Genomic DNA, 18,459 nt, shown 5'->3' on the forward strand with positions numbered 1-18,459 from the left:
CTCACTTCGTCGTAAGTCGTTCATTATGCGAACGCACCGTTCGCATATCGCGCGACCAGAGTACCTCATCCCGAAATGCCTGCACCGCGTAGCTTTGTGCAACAGAAGGCCTCCGGGCTGAGGCGGTGCCGCACCATAGGGGGATGTCGGAGTTCAGCACAGCCCAGGTGCACGCGGGAGAGGCCCGCGATGCCGCCCACGGCGCCCGGGTCACGCCCATCTACCTCACCGCGGGATTCGAGTTCGACAGCTTCGCGCAGGCGGAAGGCCGCTTCGGCGGCGACGAGCCCGGATACACCTACAGCCGCTCCGGCAACCCGACGACCGCCGCCCTCGAGCGCCGCGTCGCCGCCCTTGAGCACGGCCGCGAGGCGATCGCGGTCGGCAGCGGCCAGGCCGCGCTGACGGTCGCCGTGCTCGGGCTCGTGCAGGCCGGCGACCACATCCTCTCGGCTCAGAGCGTCTACTCGGGCACCCGCGGGCTGTTCGAGAACGGCCTGCGCAGACTCGGTGTCGAGATCGAGTTCGTCGACGACCCGACCGACCTCGCGGAATGGCGGCGCCGCATCCGGCCCACCACGCGGGTGCTCTTCGGGGAGTCGATCGCGAACCCCGGCACCGAGATCCTCGACATCGCCGGCGTCGCGGCCGTCGCGCACGAGAACGGCATCCCCTTCATCGTCGACAACACCCTCGCCACCCCGTACCTGCTGCGGCCGGGCGACCACGGTGCGGACATCGTGGTGCACTCCGCCAGCAAGTACCTCGGCGGCCACGGCTCCACGCTGGGCGGCCTCGTCGTCGATCAGGGCAGCTACGACTGGGCGACCTCGCCGTTCGCGCATCTGACCGGACCGGACGACTGGCTGGATGGCGCGAGCTACGTGGCCACGCACGGCGCGGCCGCCTACACGGCGTTCACCCGATCCGTCATCGCGTCGCTGTTCGGGCCGGTGCTGTCCCCGCTGAACGCCTTCCTCATCCAGCAGGGCATCGAGACGCTCTCGCTCCGCGTGCAGCGGCAGTCGGACACCGCGCTCGCCGTCGCCCGCTGGCTCGAAGCGCAGCCCGAGGTCATTGGCGTGGAGTATGCGGGCCTGCCGTCGCACCCGTCGCATCCCCTCGCCCAGCGGTACCTGCCGCGCGGTCAGGGGGCGGTGCTCGGCTTCACGCTCGCGGGCGGTGCGGCAGCGGCCGAACGGTTCTACGACGCCGTCGAGCTGTTCAGCCGGATGACGCACATCGGCGACGTGCGGTCGCTCATCCTCCATCCGGCGTCGACCACGCACGCGCATCTGCCGCGGAAGGTGCGCGACGGGATCGGGATCGGCCCGGGGCTGCTGCGCCTATCCATTGGGCTGGAGGACGCGGACGACCTGATCGCGGACCTCGCGCGAGGGATCGCCGCGGTCGCCGCGGCGGACGTGGTGGTCGAGGATGCGGCTGTCGCGGATGCGGTGGTCGAGGGTGCGGCTGTCGAAGATGCGGCTGTCGTCGCGACCGCAGAGCTGACGTCGGCGCCGCTGAGCGCCGTGGCGGGGAGGTAGGCGAGCATGGCACGACTGCAGCACTTCGGCTGGTTCTTCAGCCGCGGCTTCGGGCCCCAGGGATGGGGCCGCCCGTACTGGGAGTGGGACTACCGGTGGACGCGGCCGGATCTCTACCAGCAGTCCGCGCGCGAACTCGAGCAGGCCGGACTCGATCTGGTCATCATCGAGGACGCCCTGTCGATCGGCTTCCCGGAGACCGTCGACCTGCGGGTGCGCGAGGCGTACGGCGGGCCGAAGCACGACCCGCTGATCCTCTCGCCGTACCTGCTGGATGCGACCGAGCACCTGGGTGTCGCTCCCACGATCAACGCCGGCGCCTACCCGCCTTACGTCGCCGCCCGCCAGTTCGCGAGCCTGCACCACCTGAGTGGTCACCGGCTCGGGGTCAACGTGGTCACCGACGTCGGCAGCGCGCGGCACCTCGGCCTCCCGGCGCTCTCGCATGACGCGGCCTATGACCGCGCGGAGGAGTGGCTGACCGTCATCCGGCGGCTGTGGCACAGCTGGGATGACGACGCGCTCATCGAGGACGCCGCGACGCGCCACTTCGCCGACGGCTCGAAGATCCGGCCGTTCGAGCATGAGGGCGAGTACTTCCGGGTGGCCGGCCCGCTCAACGCCGTGCCGTTCACCGACGGCGACCCGGCGATCGTCTCGCCCGGCGGCTCGCCGCGCGGCATCGCGTTCGCAGGGACGCACTCCGACGTGCAGCTCGCCCTCGCCCCGCTGGACGCCCAGAGCATCCGCGACTACCGGGCCAAGGTGCGCGAGGCGGCCGTAACCGCCGGCCGCGACCCCGACTCGATCAAGGTGCTGTTCGTCTTCAAGCCGGAGGTCGTGCCGAGCGACGAGGAGGCGCGGCGGGTCGTCGAGGCGTCGAAGCATCCCAGCGACGCCGAGCTGTACCGGGAACTCGCCGGTCAGTCGAGCGACCTCGAGACCGACCTGACGCAGCTGTCGCTCGACGAGCCGTTCGACGTCTCGGTGTTCGGCGACCACGTCTCGCAGGGCAGCATCAAGGGACTGTTCGGCAAGCAGGGCATCCGCGATGGCGTCACGCTGCGCGACCTGGTCGCACCGAAGGTCGTCAAGGGACGCATCGCGGACCGCGAAGGATTCGTCGGAACGGCCGAGCAGATCGCCGACTTCATCGAAGAACTGGGGGAGGAGGCGTCGAACGACGGCTTCATCTTCTCGGGCGACCTGCACCCGGTGACGCTGCACCGCAACCTGGACGAGCTCGTCCCCGTGCTGCGCCGCCGCGGGATCCTGCGGCGGGAGTTCGGCGACGGCGGCATCCGGGGCAACCTGTCCGACTTCTGAGCGGGCCGACTTCTGAACGGACCGACTTCTGAGCGGGCAGCGGCTTGCGTAGGAGAAAAGTGCCCGAATCTCCGACCGACCGCGGCGGCGCAGGAGATTCGCGCGCGAACGCTCCGAATCGCCGACCGGGGAGGCCGAATCTCCGACCGCAGGAGCGGATCTGCGCGGTGTCGCGCTCAGCCGCCTCCGGAGGTCTGAGGCTACGGTCGGTGGCTTGCGTCGGACGAAGCTTCCCGAATCTCCGACTGGCCGCGGTGGGGCGGGAGATTCGCGCGCGGAGGCGCGGAATCGCCGACCGGGGAGGCCGAATCTCCGACAGGGGAGGCCGAATCTCCGACCGGGGACCGCATCTCCGGCGGGAGGGAGCGGATCTCCGCCGGTGTTTGGCTGGGCTGCTTCGGGAGGCCGCGGCTACGGTCGGTGGCTTGCGTCGGAGAAAAGTGCCCGAATCTCCGACTGACCGCGGCGGGACGGGAGATTCGCGCTCCGGTGTGCGGAATCTCCGACAGGGGAGGCCGAATCTCCGACTGGGGAGGCCGCATCCCCGGCGGGAGGGAGCGGATCTCCGCGGGTGTCGCGCTGAGCCGCCTCCGGGGGCGCTCGGCTACGGTCGGTGGCTTGCGTCGGACGAAACTGCCCGAATCTCCGACTGACCGCGGTGGGGCGGGAGAATCGCGCGCGGAGGCGCGGGATCTCCGACCGGAGGAGGCGGATCTCCGGCGGGAGGGAGCGGATCTCCGACGCGAGCGGACGGGGCCGGGCGGCTAGACGTCCTGCTCTTTGCGCGCGCGGAAGGCGACCATGTTCATCCGGTTACCGCAGCGCACGCTGCAGAAGCGCTTGGAGCCGTTGCGGGAGAGGTCGAGCAGGAGGCCCGTGCAGTCGTCGGCGGCGCACACGCGCAGGCGGCCGGTCTCGTCGGACCGGATCACATCCACCAGGGCCAGCGCGATCTCGACGCGGATGCGCTCGGCCAGCGGCGCATCCTGAGCCGTGGCATGCAGGTGCCAGTCGAACCCGTCGTGGCGCATCAGGTACGGCAGGGCGTGCGCTTCAGCCAGCATGGCGTTGACCTCGACGGCCGCCTCGTCGCGGTCGAGAGTCCACGTGCGGCGGATGCGGTCTCGCGTCTCGTGGACGGCCCACAGCTCCGCCTCGTCGCCGTCGACGCGGCCCGAGTAGCGGCTCTCGGTCATCAGGGCTACCAACTGCTCCGGGGTCGCGAGTTCGTCCTCGCCGCTCCGCGAGGCGTCCGGAACCGTGTTGCCGAGGACCACGGCGAATTCCAGGGCGTCCTCCGTGTCAGGGGCAAAATGCAAGTTGACTCCTTACTCTCGACGCGCGTAACGTCAGGACCATCATCGCTGACGACCCTGACAGGTGACCCTATGACGCATCGGCATCCGACTTCGCTCGGCCTGCTCATCGCCGTGCTCTCTGCGGCGACGTTCGGGATGTCGGGCGCGTTCATCAAGCCGCTGCTCGAGAGCGGCTGGTCGCCCGTCGCCGCCGTCACCGCACGCGCCCTCATCGGCGGGATCGTGCTGCTGCCGTTCGCGCTGATCGCCGTCCGGGGTCGCTGGGCTACAGTCTGGCGGGGCCGCTGGCGGCTGCTCGGGATGGCGCTCGTCGGCGTCGCCGGAACCCAGGTGCTGTACTTCGCGGCCATCCAGCGCATCCCGGTGAGCTCGGCCATCCTCGTCGAGTACCTCGCGCCCGTCCTGCTGGTCGTCGTCGTGTGGATGCGCACCCGGCGCGCGCCGCGCCTCGTCGTCCTGGCCGGGTCGGTCGTGGCGGTCGGTGGGCTCGTGCTGGTCGTATCGCCCGGTGGCGCGGGCGCTCTCGACCCGCTCGGCCTTCTGCTGGCGGTGCTCGCCATGGGCGGGTGCGCGGCGTTCTATGTGATCGCGGCGAGACCGAGCGACGGCCTTCCGCCCGTCGCCCTGGCCTCCGGCGGGCTCCTGATCGGCGCGATCGCCCTCGCCGCCGTGGGGGCGACGGGCGTTCTGCCGGTCACGGTGAGCTTCGCCGAGGTGCCGCTGTTCGGCCAGTCGGTGGCGTGGTGGGTGCCGCTCGCCGTGGTCGGCGTGTTCGCCACGGCGGTCGCCTACGCCGCGAGCATCACCGCGACGGAGCTGCTGGGGTCGCGGCTGGCGTCGTTCACCGGTCTGCTGGAGGTGGTGGCGGCGACCTTGTACGCGTGGCTGCTGCTGGGGGAGCAGCTCGGCCTGCTCCAACTGCTGGGCGGGCTGCTCATCCTCGGCGGGATCGCGCTGGTGCGCGCCGATCGCTCCGATCCGGCAGACGGCGTCGCACCCGACCACGCGGGCTCGCCGGAGGAGCCCGCGTCGCTCGGCGCCTCGCTGCCGGAGAGCAAACCGCGCTGACCCCTTGCCGCGGCTCCCGCACGCGCCGATGGTGGACACATGGATGCGACGAGCCGCGATGAGGACCGACGTGGGCACGACGAGGACAAATCGACGATCGACGTACGCCTGACCGGCGTGCGCGACCCGCGCGACCCGGATGGCCTGCTGACGGTTGAGCAGGATGCCGACCGCCCCGACCCGTCGCGGTTCGGAGTGCCCGAGACGGACACGCTGGAGCGGGAACGGGAGTACGTCGCCCGGCTGGGCGAGGACGGGTCCTCGGACGACCTGCCGCAGGTTCCTCCGAAGCGCGGCGTGACCGGCCGGGGCTGAGCACCCGCACGGCAGCGGCGAGAATGGGGTGATGGCCCTCCCCGCGACCGAGCGCATCATCCCCGTCCCGGTCACCCGCATCGAACTGGAGGCCGCAGTCGCCTTCGGAACCCTCCGCCGCGCCTTCGAAGCGGAGGTGCCCCCGCTCGATGTCGGGCAGCTGCGCGACCTGCTCGCGGACGACGCGGACTGGCGCCGGCTCACCCGCGAGACGGCAGGGCCCGGCATCCATCGGTTCGTGAGGTTCTGGACCGATCACCCGACGCCGGTGATGCGCGTGGGCGGCGCCGACATCCCGAGCGCCGTGTATCTCATCGGCGACTACGCCACAGCGGCGCGGATGTTCCGGCACGACCCCGGAACACTCCTGTACACGCCGATCCGGGTCGAGCTGCACGCTGCGCGCAGCGGCGGAACAGTGCTGAGTGTCGACCAGCCGAGCAGTCGGCTGGCGAGCTTCGGCAACAACAAGATCACCCAGGCGGGCTTCGAACTCGACCGGATGCTCGGCGACCTGCTCGAGGAGCTCGGCCTGCCCCGGCCCAGCGTGCTGCGCCGCTGAACCGGGGCGGGATCGTCAACTGCCGGGGATGCTGGCGATCGGCAGCGTCATGACGGTGAGATCCTTCTGGATCTCGGGATCGTTCAGGTGCTGCGTGAACAGCCTCTTCAGCTGGTCCTGGTCGACCGTGGGAAGACGCGTGCCACGCAGGTCCTCCACGATCGATCGATACCGGTCCGCCATCCGGGTGAGGGTCGCGTAGCAGTTCTCATTCAGCCAATCGACGGATTGACCGGCGTAGAACGCGCCGTTCCGACCGCTGACATAGCAGTACGGCTGCTCGCGCGGGAGGAAGGGGAACCGGTTGGATTCAACGGCTGCGGCATCGGCGGCGAACATGTCCCAGCCGCCGGTCGATCCCTCGGTGTTCGCCCAGGGCCAGGTCGCGTCGTCCCCCTCGGGGAACAGAGTCGCCCAGTTGCTGTCGCTGCCCAGACGACCGTCCTGCGAGGAGGTTCCGTAGACCACGGACCCGATCGTGGCGGAGGACAGAGGGAACACCTGATCCGTGATCTTCGTGACCATCTCGGGATCGGCGATCGCCTTCGTGATGGCGGCGGCGAACCCGTCCGTGCTCTGCGCGATGAACGCCTCGCGGTCCGCTGCGAGCTTGGCCTGGAGCGCCGCGTGGGCGTGCCACTTCTGCGTCGCCGCCTTGGCCACGACATCTGCACCGGACCGGGGGTCGGCGACCTCGGCCGCGAGCGCCGCCCGGTCGACCGCTGCATCCACGAGTCCCAGGTTGAACACCTCGGTCGCCTGCCACGCGGCGAACATGTCTCCTGCGGCTGCGGACATGGATGTGGTGAGCTTGTCGATATGGTCCGGCAACCACTCCTGGAACCGATTGTCGCGGATGTCCTTCATGTAGTCGAGCTGAATCGGCGAGGTGTCCCGGAACGCGGCGATGAACGCGCCGATCAGGGCGCCGATCAGCACGATCACGATCGCGACGACCGGGCTGGCGAAGGACACCACGAAGCCGGCCGAGTTGGCGAGCAGGGCGACCACGTTCTGGGCGATGTCGATGTCGTCGCCGCTTGTGATGGCGTTCGCCAGCCCGAGGGCTTCTGCGAGCACGGGAACCTGTCCGGCGAAGATCTCGGCCTTCTGGAGCTTCGAGAGATCGGAATCGAAGGCGCCCGTGACGTCGAAGATCCACCGCAGCGCCTCGACGCCGTCGAGAGCCTCGAGACCCTTGAGGTCGCGGAACTTGGCGGTGTGGGCGAACTCGTTCAGTTCGGCCCGTGTGGCGGGAAGGGCGGTGAACACGTTGCCGTCCTTCGCGCCGGCCCCGGCGAGGTCGGAGAAGTCCCCGCCTTTCTCGACCAGGGCGGCGAACTTCTGCCGGCCGAGGTCCAGGAGTTCGGGCGCGCTCAGCGCGGCAAGGGCCTTCCCGCTGGTGTCGACCGTCCCGGTATCCAGCATCCTGCTGAGTTCAGCTGTCACGCGACTCGTCTCCGGACCCGCCCAGGCCGGTTCGGCGCCCGTCGTGCCGGGGATCAGCGCAATGGCCACCGCGGCCACAGCCAGCTGGGCGGTCAGCCTGCGAATTCTTCTCATGTCGTCTCCCATCAGCCGGGCGTTGTGCTCGGCGGTGCTACTGATGAAGACGAAGCGGTATACCCCCTTCTGACGTGTGGCCCGGCGGGTCGGGTCTATGAACCTCTCAATGCATGTCGCTCTGCGGCATCCCCCTGACGATGTCGGTGCGGCGGCGTACTGTCTGCGGCATGAGCGACACCAGCGGCACCACGAACGGCTCCGGCGACGATGTGCTCGGCGCCCGCGGCGACGACAGCAACCCTGCGAGCAAGGACCCGTCGGAGTGGGTCACCGGCGATGAGCCCATGACCGCGTCCCAGCGCAGCTACCTCGACACGCTCGCCCGCGAGGCCGGCGAGGAGCTCCCCGCCGACCTCACGAAGGCGCAGGCGTCGGAGCACATCGACCGGCTTCAGCAGAAGACCGGGCGCGGGCAGTCCTGACGCGATCCGGTTGACGCAACACGCCGTCCCGCCTCGGGGGTGGACGGCGTGTCGCGTCAACCAGATGTCAGCGGGAGGCGGGCACCGCGTCGCGGAGGAAGTCCGCGACCCAGCGCGCACTGCGCTTGGGCGTGCGCTTCTGCGTCGTGTAGTCGACGTGCACGATCCCGAAGCGCCGAGAGTAACCCCACGCCCACTCCCAGTTGTCGATCAGCGACCAGATGAAGTAGCCCTGCAGTGGTAGGCCCTCGGCGACCGCATCCCGGGCCGCCTCGAAGTGCGCCTCCAGGTATTCGGCGCGCTGCGGGTCGTCGATCTCGCCGTCCGCGCCCACCCGGTCCGGGTACGCAGCACCGTTCTCGGTGATGTACAGCGGCAGGCCCGGCGCGAGCGCGTTGGCCTGGCGGAGCACATCCACCATTCCGTCGGGGTGGATCTCCCAGCCCATCTGCGTGACCGGAGCGCCCGTCTTGACGAAGCGGACGTGCTCGCTGCCCGGGTAGGCGCTGGCCGGGCCGCCCGTCGCCGGGTTCGACCCCGACGCGACGGTGTGACGGCTGTAGTAGTTGATGCCGAGGAAGTCGATCGGCGCGGAGATGCGCTTCAGGTCGTCATCGGTCGCGTTCTCGGCGAACCACTGCGTCTCGCCGAGGTCCTCGAGCACATCCGCGGGGTACGCGCCCTTCAGTACCGGGTCGAGGAAGAACCGGTTGCTGAGGCCGTCGATCCGGCGCGCGGCGTCCGCATCCGCCTCGGAGTCGCCCGCGGGCTGCACCGAGTACAGGTTGAGCGTTGTGCCGACGTTCGCGGACGGCACGGTCGCTCGCAGCGCCTCCAGTGCATGGCCGTGGCCCAGGAGGAGGTGGTGGGCCGCGTGCGCCGATCGGGAGCCGAGTGTCCGGCCGGGCGCGTGGTGCCCGCTCGCGTAGCCGAGGAAGGCGGAGCACCACGGCTCGTTGAGCGTGATCCAGTCGGTCACGACATCGCCGAGCTCCTCCGCGACGAGCGCGGCGTAGTCGGCGAACCGCATCGCGGTGTCGCGATCGAGCCAGCCGCCGCGGTTCTCCAGCGCCTGGGGCAGATCCCAGTGGTACAGGGTCGCCCACGGGGTGATGCCGCGCTCGCGCAGCGACTCGGCGAGCCGACGGTAGAAGTCCAGGCCCGCACGGTTCGCGGGGCCGGTGCCGTCGGCCTGGATGCGCGGCCACGCGATCGAGAACCGGTAGGCGTCGAGGCCGAGGTCGGACATCAGCGCGACGTCTTCCGGCCAGCGGTGGTAGTGATCGTCGGCCACGTCGCCCGTGCTGCCGTCGGCGATGGCTCCGGGGACGCGCGCGAAGGCATCCCAGATGCTCTCGCCGCGGCCATCCTCGTGGGTGGCGCCTTCGATCTGGTACGAGGCGGTCGCGCTCCCGACGACGAAGCCGTCGGGAAGGTCGCTTCTCTGCATGGTCACTGCTCCTTGGACGGGGCGAGCCAGTCGCCGTCGCCGTTCTCGTAGAGGGAGATGAGGATGTCGTCGCGCTTGATCCCGAGCGCTGCGAGCCGCTCGACGACCAGCTCCGCACCGCGCTGCTTCACTTCGGGAGAGTACCCGTTGTAGGCCAGGATGCTGATGAAGACGATGTCCGAGCGATCCGCGTCCGGGAAGGTGCGGCTGTAGAACAGGTCGCCCTGCTCGTGCAGCGTGAAGATCTGGAACAGGTCGTCGGCCGGCATGCCCCAGCCGTCCGCGAGCGCGGAGTTGATGGCCGCGCTCATCTGCGGTCGGAGGTCGGCCAGCGGGCTGTGCATGTCGATTCGGACGAGTGGCATGGTGTCTCTTTCGTGTGTTCGGTGGTGGGTCGGTGTCGGTCAGTCGGCGTCGAGCCAGTTCGCGGGGGAGGGCAGGAGCGACTCCAGCTCGTCCCAGAACTCCTGCGGTCGGTCGAGCGCGGCGGCGTCGAGGGTCTGCTGGATGCGCTCCGGCCTGCTGATCCCGACGATCGTGCTCGCGAAGCGGTCGTCGCGGGTCGAGAAGCGAAGGGCGGCGGCCGCGAGGGTGGTGTCCCAGCGGCGGCATACCTCCCGCATGCGCGCGATGGCGTCGAGGGTCTCCGCCGAGGCCGGCCGGTAGCCGTAGTCGGTCTTGCGGCCGGTCTCGTCGGCGAGGATGCCGCCGCCGAGCACGGCCGCATTCACGACACCGATCCCGAGCTCGGCCGCGCGATCGAGTAGGGGCCCGGCGCTCCGGTCGACGAGCGTCCAGCGATTGTGCACAAGCAGCACCTCGAAGACGCCGAGGTCGAGGTAGCGGCGCATCATCCGGACATCGCCGCCGGCGAGCCCGATGTGGCCGACGTCCCCGCGCTCCTTCGCCTGCACGAGCGCATCCACCGCCCCTCCCGGAGCGGTCATGGCGTCGAAGTCGTGAAACTCCGGGTCGTGCAGGTGCACGAGCGGCAGAGGACGGATCCCGAGCCGCCCGGTGCTCTCGGCGATCGACCGTCGTACGCGCTCACCGCTGTAGTCGCCGTCGCGCTGGTCGGTCTTTGTGATCACCAGGACGTCGTCCGGCAGGCCGCCGAACTCCGCGATCGCCTTGCCGATCCGCTCCTCACTGCGGCCGTCGGAGTACCCGTTCGACGTGTCGATGGTCCGGATGCCGCTACGCAGTACGTCCTGCACCAGCGCGATGGCGTCCGCCTCGGCGACCTCGTGGCCGAAGTTCTCGGGCATGCTGCCGAGCGGGGCGCCGCCAAGGGTCACCGCGCTGACGGAAAGTCCCGTCGAGCCGAGTGGACGCAGCGAGGTGGATGTGGTCATGCGTTCGCGACCGTGTACAGCAGGCCGTCGGGGCCGCTGTAGACCTCGCGGTCGCCGGCGGTGCCGACAGCCGTGCCCGGAGCGGTTCGGCCCTCGAAGGCGACCGCGACGAAGCCGGGCGCGTCGAGCTGCGGGCTGCGCTCCGCCTTCTCGGCCTTGTCGTAGGTGAAGATCTCGAGCGAGCTGTCGCCGTGGCGCAGGAAGTTGATCTCGAAGCCGCGGTCGTCGCTCGGCTGGTGGATGCCCGACATCAGCGAGTACCCGAGCTCGCCGTAGTGCTCCTTGGTCGCCTCCAGGTCGGCGACGGTCTCGGCGACGTGGTCGAAGCGGGGGCGGTCGGGGTCGCCGAGGTCCCAGTCCTTCTCGACCGCGTCGCGGTCGTAGACCTCGTGATACTGGAGCGGGCCCTCGACCAGTTCGAGCAGCGTGCCGTCCGGGTCGTAGAAGAACGTGATGCGCACATCACCCTCGGCGTGGATCGGTTCGAGATGGAAGGGCACATCCGCGTCGTGCAGGGCGTCAACGCGGGCGTCGAGGTCGGACACCTTGAAGCCGACGTGACGAAAGCCGCGCTGCAGGTCGTCGCCGACCCACGTCGATTCGGCGGGGGCGTCGATGCGGTTGAGCACGAGCTGCGCGGTGACCAGATCGAGCACCGCGTTGTCGGCCCCCGCCTCGATCACCTCGGCGCCGAGGTGGCGGCGGTAGAACTCGACCGAACGCGGGATGTCGGTGACGTTCAAGAGTACGGATTCGATGGCCAAGGTGGAGTCCTTTCTACGCTGAAAGCTCACTATCTCAACGTACGCAACTAAGTGCGTTTAGCCAGAGAAAGCGGCAGTAGACGACACCATACATGGCTATAGGGGGTTTGTGACAAAAAGGTTTGAACTGTTGCGCGCCTTTCGCATGCGTGTGTAGGCTCGCCCCGAACGTGCGCCGCAATGCACGAGATCAGCACAAAGAGGTGGAGGAATCACAATGATGCGTACGCGGTTCATTTCCGCGGCAGCGGTGGCTGCGGCCGCCGCACTGGCGATCACAGGCTGCACCGGCTCGTCCGGCGATCAGGCCTCGGATGTCAAGCCGGCCAAATCCGGAAGTGTCACCTGGTGGGGATGGACCCCGGACACCCCGGTGGCCGAGAAGTACATCGCAGAGTTCAACAAGCAGTATCCGGACATCAAAGTCACCTATAAGAACTTCGAGAACGTCGACTACCGCAACACGATCACGCCGGCCCTCGACTCGGGCAAAGGCCCGGACGTCTTCGACCTGTCCCCGGCCGGCGGCTCGCCGGATCTCTGGGGTCCGTACGCACTCGATCTGACCTCGCTCGCCAAGGACACCCTGGGCGACGGCTGGAAGGACGAGATCGGCGGCTCCTACGTGAAGCAGCTGACCAGTTCGGACGGACGCTTCGTCTCGCTCCCGCTGGGTGGCATGTCCGCAGGCTTCCTCTGGTACAACAAGGACATCCTCGACAAGGCCGGCGCGAAGGTGCCGACGGACTACAACTCGTGGGTGGACACCTGCAAGAAGGTGACCGCCATCGGCAAGACCTGCTTCACCATGGGCGCAGGCGGAACCGACACCTTCCCGACCGAGATGTATCACTCGATCGCAAATACGGTGGACCCGGACTTCTTCATCAAGGCCGCCACAGGTAAGGCGAAGTGGAACGACGAGCAGGGCAAGAAGGTGCTCGAGATCATCAAGAAGATGAAGGACGACGGCATCATCGCGCCGAACGCGCTCGACGGTCCGCAGTATCCACTCGCCAACAACGAGTTCATGAAGGGCGACGCCGCCATGGTCCAGATGGGCTTCTGGTACACGCAGTATGCGGGCGCCGAGTCGTGCAAGGCCTCGATGGAGGCGGCCGGTGTGACCAACCCGACGTGCTTCGTCCAGTTGCCCGCGCAATTCCCGGACGTCGCAGGCGAAGGCCACAAGAGCACGTACTTCGGTGAGGCCGATTACGGACTGGCGATCAATTCCGAGTCGAAGAACATCGGCGCGGCCAAGACCTTCGTCTCGTGGATGACCATGGACAAGACCGGCCAGCAGAACGTCGCCAACGCCCTCGACCTGCTGCCGGCCCTGAAGGGGACCACGCCCGACTGGTCGAACATCACGCTCGTGGACGAGGCTGTTCAGCGTCCGGCGATCGAGAATTTGATCAAGGAGAGCGGTGAGACCACAGAGTCCCGCCAGTGGCAGACCACCGAGAAGTCGCTCGACGCGATCGTGGTCGCCATCCAGCAGGTGCTCGACCCGTCGGTGAACAAGTCGATCGCGAGCATCGCCGACGACCAGCAGGCATCCTCCGAGGCCAGCAAGGTCGGCACGAAGTAATCCCCAACCGATAAGAACGGATCGATTCACTCATGACCGTCACGGATCTTGAGATCGGATCCGACCGACATGCACCCGTGGTGAAGGGGGGCGGGCGCTCCAGACGACGCGCCCGCCTCCTCCCCGGGGGCCTCCGCTGGATCCTTCCGGCGTTCGCCATCTCCGTCGGGCTGATCTACTACAGCATCATCTACTCGGGCTACCTGTCGTTCTTCTCCTGGCCCGGCGGCCGGGCGCTGATGACGCCGGTCGGCTTCGGCAACTACATCTCGGCGCTGGCCGACCCGGTGCTCTGGACCTCGCTGCGCAACACGATCATCTACTTCGTCGTGGTGTTCATCGTGCAGGTGGCGGGCGGGACGCTGTTCGCGGCGGCCATGCACTCCAAGATCCGCTTCGCGAACCTCTACAAGGTGCTCGTCGTCATCCCCGTCGTCGTGGCCCCGGCCACGCTCGCCCCGGCGCATGTCGAGGTCTGGCAGAGCGACGGCACGGTCAACAGCATCCTCGGCTTCTTCGGCCTTTCGGCTCTGCAGCAGCCGTGGATCGGCCAGTCGACCACATCGCTGCTCGTCGTCACGCTGGTGGGATGCTGGGGTGCGATCGGCTATGGCTTCATCCTGATCTACGCCGGGATGGCGCAGATCGACCCAGAGCTCATCGAGGCCGGGAGGCTGGACGGCGCGGGCAACTTCCGTGTGCTGTTCTCGATCGTCCTGCCGAGCCTGCGCCCCATCATCGTCTCGCTGGCCATCCTGAACTTCATCACGGCGCTGAAGCTGTTCGACAGCCCGTGGCTGATCACCCAGGGCGGTCCGGCGCACTCGTCCGAGTTCCTCGGCACCATGATCTACGCCGAGACGGCGAGCAGCGACCGCAACCTCGGTTACGCGTCGGCGCTGTCCATCCTGGTGCTGATCATCGCGATCGCCGTCTCCGTGTTCATGCAGTTGCGTGGACGCGAGCGCCTCACCCGCACGAAGCCGCGCCGCAAGGAGGCCGCCGATGTTTGAGACCCGCTCGCGACGCGCGCGCATCATCCTGCAGCTGGTGCTGACGGCGGCGGTCATCCCGTTCGTGATCCCGCTGATCGCGATGCTCCAGACCAGCTTCGAGGGGCAGGGTTGGGGCAACTACCTGGCGGTGGTGCAGGTCCCCGGCTTCCCGAAGTTCTTCCTCAACACGATCATCATCGCGGTCGCCTCGATCGTCATCGTCTACGTGGCCACCCTCGCGGCGGCGTTCGGCTTCTCGAAACTGCGGGTGCGTGCGAAGGAGTTGTACTTCTGGTTGATGATGGCGGCGCTGACGCTGCCCGAGGTGGTGCTGATCGCTCCTCTTTATACGACGGCGGTGAAGCTGGGCCTTCTCGGCACCTACTGGTCGGTGATCCTGCCGATCGCGGCGTTGCAGATCCCGTTCACGGTGCTGATCGCGCGCGGCTACGTCGACGGCATTCCGGACGCGATGTTCGAGGCCGCTCGCATCGACGGCGCGAGCACCTGGCGGGTGTTCTGGTCGATCCTTGTCCCACTGTCGCGCCCGATGGCCGTGGCGCTCATGGTGCTGGTGCTGATCTACGCGTGGAACTCGTACCTGCTGCCGAAAGTGTTCCTCATCGACGACGGGATGGGCGTGGTCACGCAGCTGCCCGAGTTCTTCCGCCGGCAGTACAACGACGACACCCCGAAGATCCTCGCCGCGTCCGTGATCACCGCGATCCCGACGATCATCGCCTACATCGCCCTGCAGCGTCAGTTCGAGCGCGGCATGGCGGCGGGCGCGATCAAGTGACGGAGGAAGTCGTGGCGGGAGGGCCGCATCCGGCAGACTTCCTATCTGGGGTCTCATGCGGAGCGAGGGGAAGGCGGTGAGCAGATGACGGATCAGGCGGCATCGATCGGCCTGGTGATCCGGCACGGCCGCGACCGCGACCCGGTCGCCTCCGCGATCGTGCGCGCGATCGCCGGCCCGCTTCTTGCGGCCGGCATGCGGTTCATCACCCGGTCGGTCGACGACGAGGAGTCGGAGCTGCGCACCTACCGGCTGTGGGCCCGTGTCGGCGGAATCGCCGGCGTCATCGTGCTCGGGGCGCGGGAGGAGGATGCACGCATCCGGCTTCTCCGTCAGATCGACATGCCCTTCGTCGCGCTCGCCCCGGCCGCGGACGATGCCGACTATCCGGCGGTGACAGTGGATGCGGCGGCCGCCTCGCGCGCGCTCGCCGCCTACCTCGACGGGCACCCCGCCCGACGCTGGATGTACGTGACGGCGCAGTCGGAGCCGGATCCGCTGGTGAGCGATGCAGGCAGCGCTGCGGGTGACGGCGGCCGGCGCATCGAGGTCGTTCAGACGGCGGATGTCGTCGCCGATGCGGTGCGGATCGCCGCCGAGAGCTCGCCGGAGGCGCCGACCGTCCTGGTGTTCGACAGCGACCACGACGCCGTCGCGGCGCTCGACGCTCTGGAGGAGCACGGCGTCGCGGTCCCTGACGCGGTGTCCCTGATCTGCTGGAGCGACTCTCTGGTGTGCCAGAGCGCGAGCCGTCCGATCACCGCGATCGACCGTCACGGCCGGGAGATCGGCGCGCTGCTGGGCACGGCGGCGCTCGCCGCCATCCACGACGGCGATGTGGGACCGGTGACGGCGCCCGAACCCGTCGTCGTCGTGCGGGAGACGACGTGAGCGCGGCGCGGCGGCTGGGGCCGTCGTCCGCGAACACCCGGAGCGCCGTGCTCGATATGGTGCGTTCCGGCGGCACGGTCACGCGCACCGAGCTGGCGGAACGCTCGGGGCTGACCGCAACCTCCATCACCCGCATCGTCAAGTCGCTCATCGAGGACGGTCTGGTCATCGAGACCGGCTTCAGCGAGTCGACCGGAGGCAAGAGAAGCAGCCTCCTGGAGCTCAATTCGACCGGGCGGTTCGCTGTCGGGCTCTCACTCGACGCCGGCCGCCTGACCTACGTCGTCACCGATCTCGCGGGCACGGTCATCGGCAGGCTGGTCTCGCCGGGCATCGAGCAGGCGGGCCCGAGCGAGGATGTGGTGCGCATCGCCCGCGAGCTCGGCCAGCTGCTGGTACAGCTCGACATCGCGCTGGAGTCGGTTGTGGGCGTCGGTGTCGCGGGCGCCGGTCTCGACCTGGGCGCCGGAGCGGAGCGCCTGTCGATCACTTCCACCGAGTGGGAGTCCTTCGCCCTGAACAAGGCGCTCGAACCGCGCATCGGACTGCCGGTGGTGCGCGACAACGATGCCGCCTGCGCCGCCCTCGGCCAATACTGGGCCGGCCGGGTGCCCGCGACGCAGGACTTCGCGACCCTCTACCTCTCGAACGGCTTCGGCCTGGGGCTGATGGTCGGCGGCAGCGTCGCCCGCGGGGCGTCCTCGAACGTCGGCGAGATCGGCCACATGGTGATCGACATCGACGGTCCTCCGTGCTGGTGCGGCGCGCGCGGTTGCCTGGAGATGCTGGCTGCGCCCCGTGCGGTGGTGGCTCAGGCGCTGGACGACGACGACCTCGTCCGGCAGCTGGGCCTCACCCGCGACCCGCAACGCTTCCGCGCCGACTTCGAGGCGATCGCACGGGCGGCCGCCCAAGGCGAGCCGCGCTGCTGCGAGCTGATCAAGCGCTCGGCGCGGTATGTGGCCGCGGCGGTGCTGTCGATCGTGAACGTGCTCGACCTCGACCGCGTCGTGCTGGCCGGGCCGGGATTCGCCGACGCCGGAGCCATCTACGTTCGCGAGATCCGCGCGTACGTCTCGCAGTTCGCCCGCACCCGTGCCATCCACCCTGTCGTCATCGAACTCGCCGACCCCGGGTTGGATGCGGCCGCCGGCGGGGCCGCAACGCTCGCGCTGCAACATGCTCTGACGCCGCACGCTGCGCCGGGGCGCTGACGGAGTACGACTGAGAGACGGCGCGTATAGGCCATAATCGTCGGTCATGGCGGATGTTCTGGTGCTGCACGGGTCTCCCGGGTCCGGGAAGAGCACGCTCGCGCGTGCGCTCGCCCTGGCGCTCGGGGCGGCGGACATGCCCTGGGGCGTCATCGACATGGACGAGCTGAGCCTCGTGCATCCCTACCCGGGCCGGTGGTTTCCGCGTGACAACCTCCGCGCGATCTGGCCGAACTACGTCGCCGCCGTCCCCGACATCCGGCTGATCATCCCGATGGTGTTCAACGACGAGGAGGAGGTCGAGCTCATCCGCGCGGCACTGCCGGGCGCGCGGCTGATGATCTGCGAGACGTCCGCACCCGTGGAGGTCCTGAAGAAGCGGGTGACGGATCGGGAGCCCACCGACGAGTTGGCGGCGGCGCTGCGAACGTGGGTCGACGTCTACCATGAGCGCTCCGATCACGAACGCATCCGGCACTTCCGGGTGATCACGCATCCCGCGACCGTGGAGGAGTCCGTTCGCGAGATCCTGGAGCTGACAGGCTGGCTGCGCGCGTAACGGCACACCTCTCCACACCGCCCCCGCGCTGGGATATGGTTCGGCCACGGCGGTCGTGGGCGGAGGCGAGCATCATGCGTGGAGCGGTACGGCACGTGGAGTGGGTGGGCGACGAGGACCCGCAGCGGCTGGAGGCCGCGGTGATCACCTTGGCGCCGGACAGGCTCGACGCCCTCGGCACCTCGCGGACCACCGACTACGTCACCAGCTGGGCGCTCGAGACCGGGCCGGACTGGGTGACCTCGCGGCTCTCGGTGTCGGTCGCCGGCCGCGGATTCACCCGCTGGCTCGTGCTGACGCGCAGCGCCCACGGCACGTGGGCGACCGAGACCTACGCGCACGGCGACGTGAGCTACCACGGCGAACCGATGCCCGATCCGGGCGCGGCACATCCGGAAGCCCTGGAGGACGCACTCGACTGCGACCTCGCGCTCTGCCCGGTGACCAACACGATGCCGATCCTCCGGCTGCGTGCCCGCGAGGGATTGGCGGAGACTGAGTTGACGATGGCGTGGGTGGACCTGCCGTCGCTCGCGGTCATCCCGAGCCGGCAGGCGTACAGCGCCGCGAAGCCGTACGACCCGGCGTCCGGTCACAGCGTGGTGCGGTACCGAAGCGTGGGCGACACCTTCATGGCCGATCTCACGGTGGATGAGGACGGCATCGTCATCGACTACCCGCGGCTGGCCAGGCGCATCCTCTGAGCACCCGCG

General features: G+C 69.0%; 19 protein-coding genes. 13 read left to right on the forward strand and 6 right to left on the reverse strand.

Annotation, left to right across the window (positions count from 1 at the left end):
• Window positions 1-143: 143 nt before the first annotated feature.
• Both J2Y42_RS06005 and J2Y42_RS06010 read left to right on the forward strand, forming a co-directional pair.
• A complete protein-coding gene (locus tag J2Y42_RS06005) occupies window positions 144-1,547 on the forward strand; it encodes an O-acetylhomoserine aminocarboxypropyltransferase/cysteine synthase family protein (RefSeq protein ID WP_309855870.1) in 1,404 nt (467 codons plus the stop codon).
• Window positions 1,548-1,553: 6 nt separating this feature from the next.
• A complete protein-coding gene (locus J2Y42_RS06010) occupies window positions 1,554-2,873 on the forward strand; it encodes an NtaA/DmoA family FMN-dependent monooxygenase (RefSeq protein WP_309855872.1) in 1,320 nt (439 codons plus the stop codon).
• Between the two features lie 764 nt (window positions 2,874-3,637).
• On the opposite strand, the gene J2Y42_RS06015 is transcribed toward J2Y42_RS06010, so the two are convergent.
• Window positions 3,638-4,192 carry a CGNR zinc finger domain-containing protein gene (locus tag J2Y42_RS06015; RefSeq protein WP_309855874.1) on the reverse strand — a complete coding sequence of 185 codons (555 nt, stop codon included), beginning with the start codon at window positions 4,190-4,192 and terminating at the stop codon, window positions 3,638-3,640.
• A gap of 69 nt (window positions 4,193-4,261) precedes the next feature.
• On the opposite strand from J2Y42_RS06015, the gene J2Y42_RS06020 reads away from it, so the two are divergent.
• Genes J2Y42_RS06020 through J2Y42_RS06030 form a run of 3 tightly spaced genes read left to right on the forward strand, consistent with a single transcriptional unit; the run spans window position 4,262 to window position 6,137 of the window.
• Window positions 4,262-5,260: an EamA family transporter gene (locus tag J2Y42_RS06020; protein ID WP_309855876.1), complete on the forward strand. Its 999-nt coding sequence runs from the start codon at window positions 4,262-4,264 to the stop codon at window positions 5,258-5,260.
• A 39-nt stretch (window positions 5,261-5,299) separates the two neighbouring features.
• The gene (locus tag J2Y42_RS06025) at window positions 5,300-5,575 is read left to right on the forward strand and encodes a hypothetical protein (protein WP_309855878.1); all 276 of its coding nucleotides are present in this window, start codon (window positions 5,300-5,302) and stop codon (window positions 5,573-5,575) included.
• Window positions 5,576-5,606: 31 nt separating this feature from the next.
• Window positions 5,607-6,137 (forward strand): hypothetical protein, encoded by a 531-nt coding sequence (locus J2Y42_RS06030; RefSeq protein ID WP_309855880.1) that lies wholly within the window; start codon window positions 5,607-5,609, stop codon window positions 6,135-6,137.
• Window positions 6,138-6,152: 15 nt separating this feature from the next.
• Here J2Y42_RS06030 and J2Y42_RS06035 read toward each other — a convergent pair whose 3' ends face one another.
• Complete coding sequence (locus J2Y42_RS06035) at window positions 6,153-7,700, reverse strand: hypothetical protein (RefSeq protein ID WP_309855881.1); 1,548 nt, start codon at window positions 7,698-7,700, stop codon at window positions 6,153-6,155.
• A gap of 170 nt (window positions 7,701-7,870) precedes the next feature.
• Between J2Y42_RS06035 and J2Y42_RS06040 the strand changes: the two genes are divergently transcribed.
• Complete coding sequence (locus J2Y42_RS06040; protein ID WP_089879895.1) at window positions 7,871-8,125, forward strand: DUF3072 domain-containing protein; 255 nt, start codon at window positions 7,871-7,873, stop codon at window positions 8,123-8,125.
• Window positions 8,126-8,192: 67 nt separating this feature from the next.
• Here the strand turns inward: J2Y42_RS06040 and J2Y42_RS06045 are convergent, their stop codons facing one another.
• Genes J2Y42_RS06045 through J2Y42_RS06060 form a run of 4 tightly spaced genes read right to left on the reverse strand, consistent with a single transcriptional unit; the run spans window position 8,193 to window position 11,694 of the window.
• The gene (locus J2Y42_RS06045) at window positions 8,193-9,575 is read right to left on the reverse strand and encodes a GH1 family beta-glucosidase (protein ID WP_309855883.1); all 1,383 of its coding nucleotides are present in this window, start codon (window positions 9,573-9,575) and stop codon (window positions 8,193-8,195) included.
• A gap of 2 nt (window positions 9,576-9,577) precedes the next feature.
• Window positions 9,578-9,940, reverse strand: coding sequence for a tautomerase family protein (locus J2Y42_RS06050; RefSeq protein ID WP_018189295.1), 363 nt, complete (start codon window positions 9,938-9,940; stop codon window positions 9,578-9,580).
• Between the two features lie 39 nt (window positions 9,941-9,979).
• Window positions 9,980-10,930 carry an aldo/keto reductase gene (locus J2Y42_RS06055; RefSeq protein ID WP_309855885.1) on the reverse strand — a complete coding sequence of 317 codons (951 nt, stop codon included), beginning with the start codon at window positions 10,928-10,930 and terminating at the stop codon, window positions 9,980-9,982.
• Entirely contained in the window at window positions 10,927-11,694 is a 768-nt protein-coding gene (locus J2Y42_RS06060; RefSeq protein ID WP_309855888.1) for a VOC family protein, read from the reverse strand. The genes J2Y42_RS06055 and J2Y42_RS06060 overlap by 4 nt, the downstream gene beginning before the upstream one ends.
• A gap of 217 nt (window positions 11,695-11,911) precedes the next feature.
• On the opposite strand from J2Y42_RS06060, the gene J2Y42_RS06065 reads away from it, so the two are divergent.
• The 7 genes from J2Y42_RS06065 to J2Y42_RS06095 all read left to right on the forward strand — a co-directional run bounded on the left by J2Y42_RS06065 (window position 11,912) and on the right by J2Y42_RS06095 (window position 18,450).
• Window positions 11,912-13,288 carry an ABC transporter substrate-binding protein gene (locus J2Y42_RS06065; RefSeq protein WP_309855890.1) on the forward strand — a complete coding sequence of 459 codons (1,377 nt, stop codon included), beginning with the start codon at window positions 11,912-11,914 and terminating at the stop codon, window positions 13,286-13,288.
• Window positions 13,289-13,320: 32 nt separating this feature from the next.
• A complete protein-coding gene (locus J2Y42_RS06070) occupies window positions 13,321-14,301 on the forward strand; it encodes a sugar ABC transporter permease (RefSeq protein WP_309855892.1) in 981 nt (326 codons plus the stop codon).
• A complete protein-coding gene (locus J2Y42_RS06075; protein ID WP_309855894.1) occupies window positions 14,294-15,082 on the forward strand; it encodes a carbohydrate ABC transporter permease in 789 nt (262 codons plus the stop codon). The genes J2Y42_RS06070 and J2Y42_RS06075 overlap by 8 nt, the downstream gene beginning before the upstream one ends.
• Window positions 15,083-15,166: 84 nt before the next feature.
• Window positions 15,167-15,973: a substrate-binding domain-containing protein gene (locus tag J2Y42_RS06080; RefSeq protein ID WP_309855896.1), complete on the forward strand. Its 807-nt coding sequence runs from the start codon at window positions 15,167-15,169 to the stop codon at window positions 15,971-15,973.
• On the forward strand, window positions 15,970-17,187 hold the full coding sequence (locus J2Y42_RS06085) for an ROK family transcriptional regulator (RefSeq protein ID WP_309855898.1): 1,218 nt from the start codon (window positions 15,970-15,972) through the stop codon (window positions 17,185-17,187). The genes J2Y42_RS06080 and J2Y42_RS06085 overlap by 4 nt, the downstream gene beginning before the upstream one ends.
• 46 nt (window positions 17,188-17,233) lie before the next feature.
• Window positions 17,234-17,746, forward strand: a complete 513-nt coding sequence (locus tag J2Y42_RS06090; protein WP_309855899.1) for an AAA family ATPase — start codon at window positions 17,234-17,236, stop codon at window positions 17,744-17,746.
• Window positions 17,747-17,820: 74 nt separating this feature from the next.
• Window positions 17,821-18,450, forward strand: coding sequence for a putative glycolipid-binding domain-containing protein (locus J2Y42_RS06095; RefSeq protein WP_309855900.1), 630 nt, complete (start codon window positions 17,821-17,823; stop codon window positions 18,448-18,450).
• Window positions 18,451-18,459 lie beyond the last annotated feature (9 nt).

Origin of the sequence: Leifsonia sp. 1010 (genome assembly GCF_031455295.1) — a bacterium.
Lineage (GTDB): Bacteria > Actinomycetota > Actinomycetes > Actinomycetales > Microbacteriaceae > Leifsonia.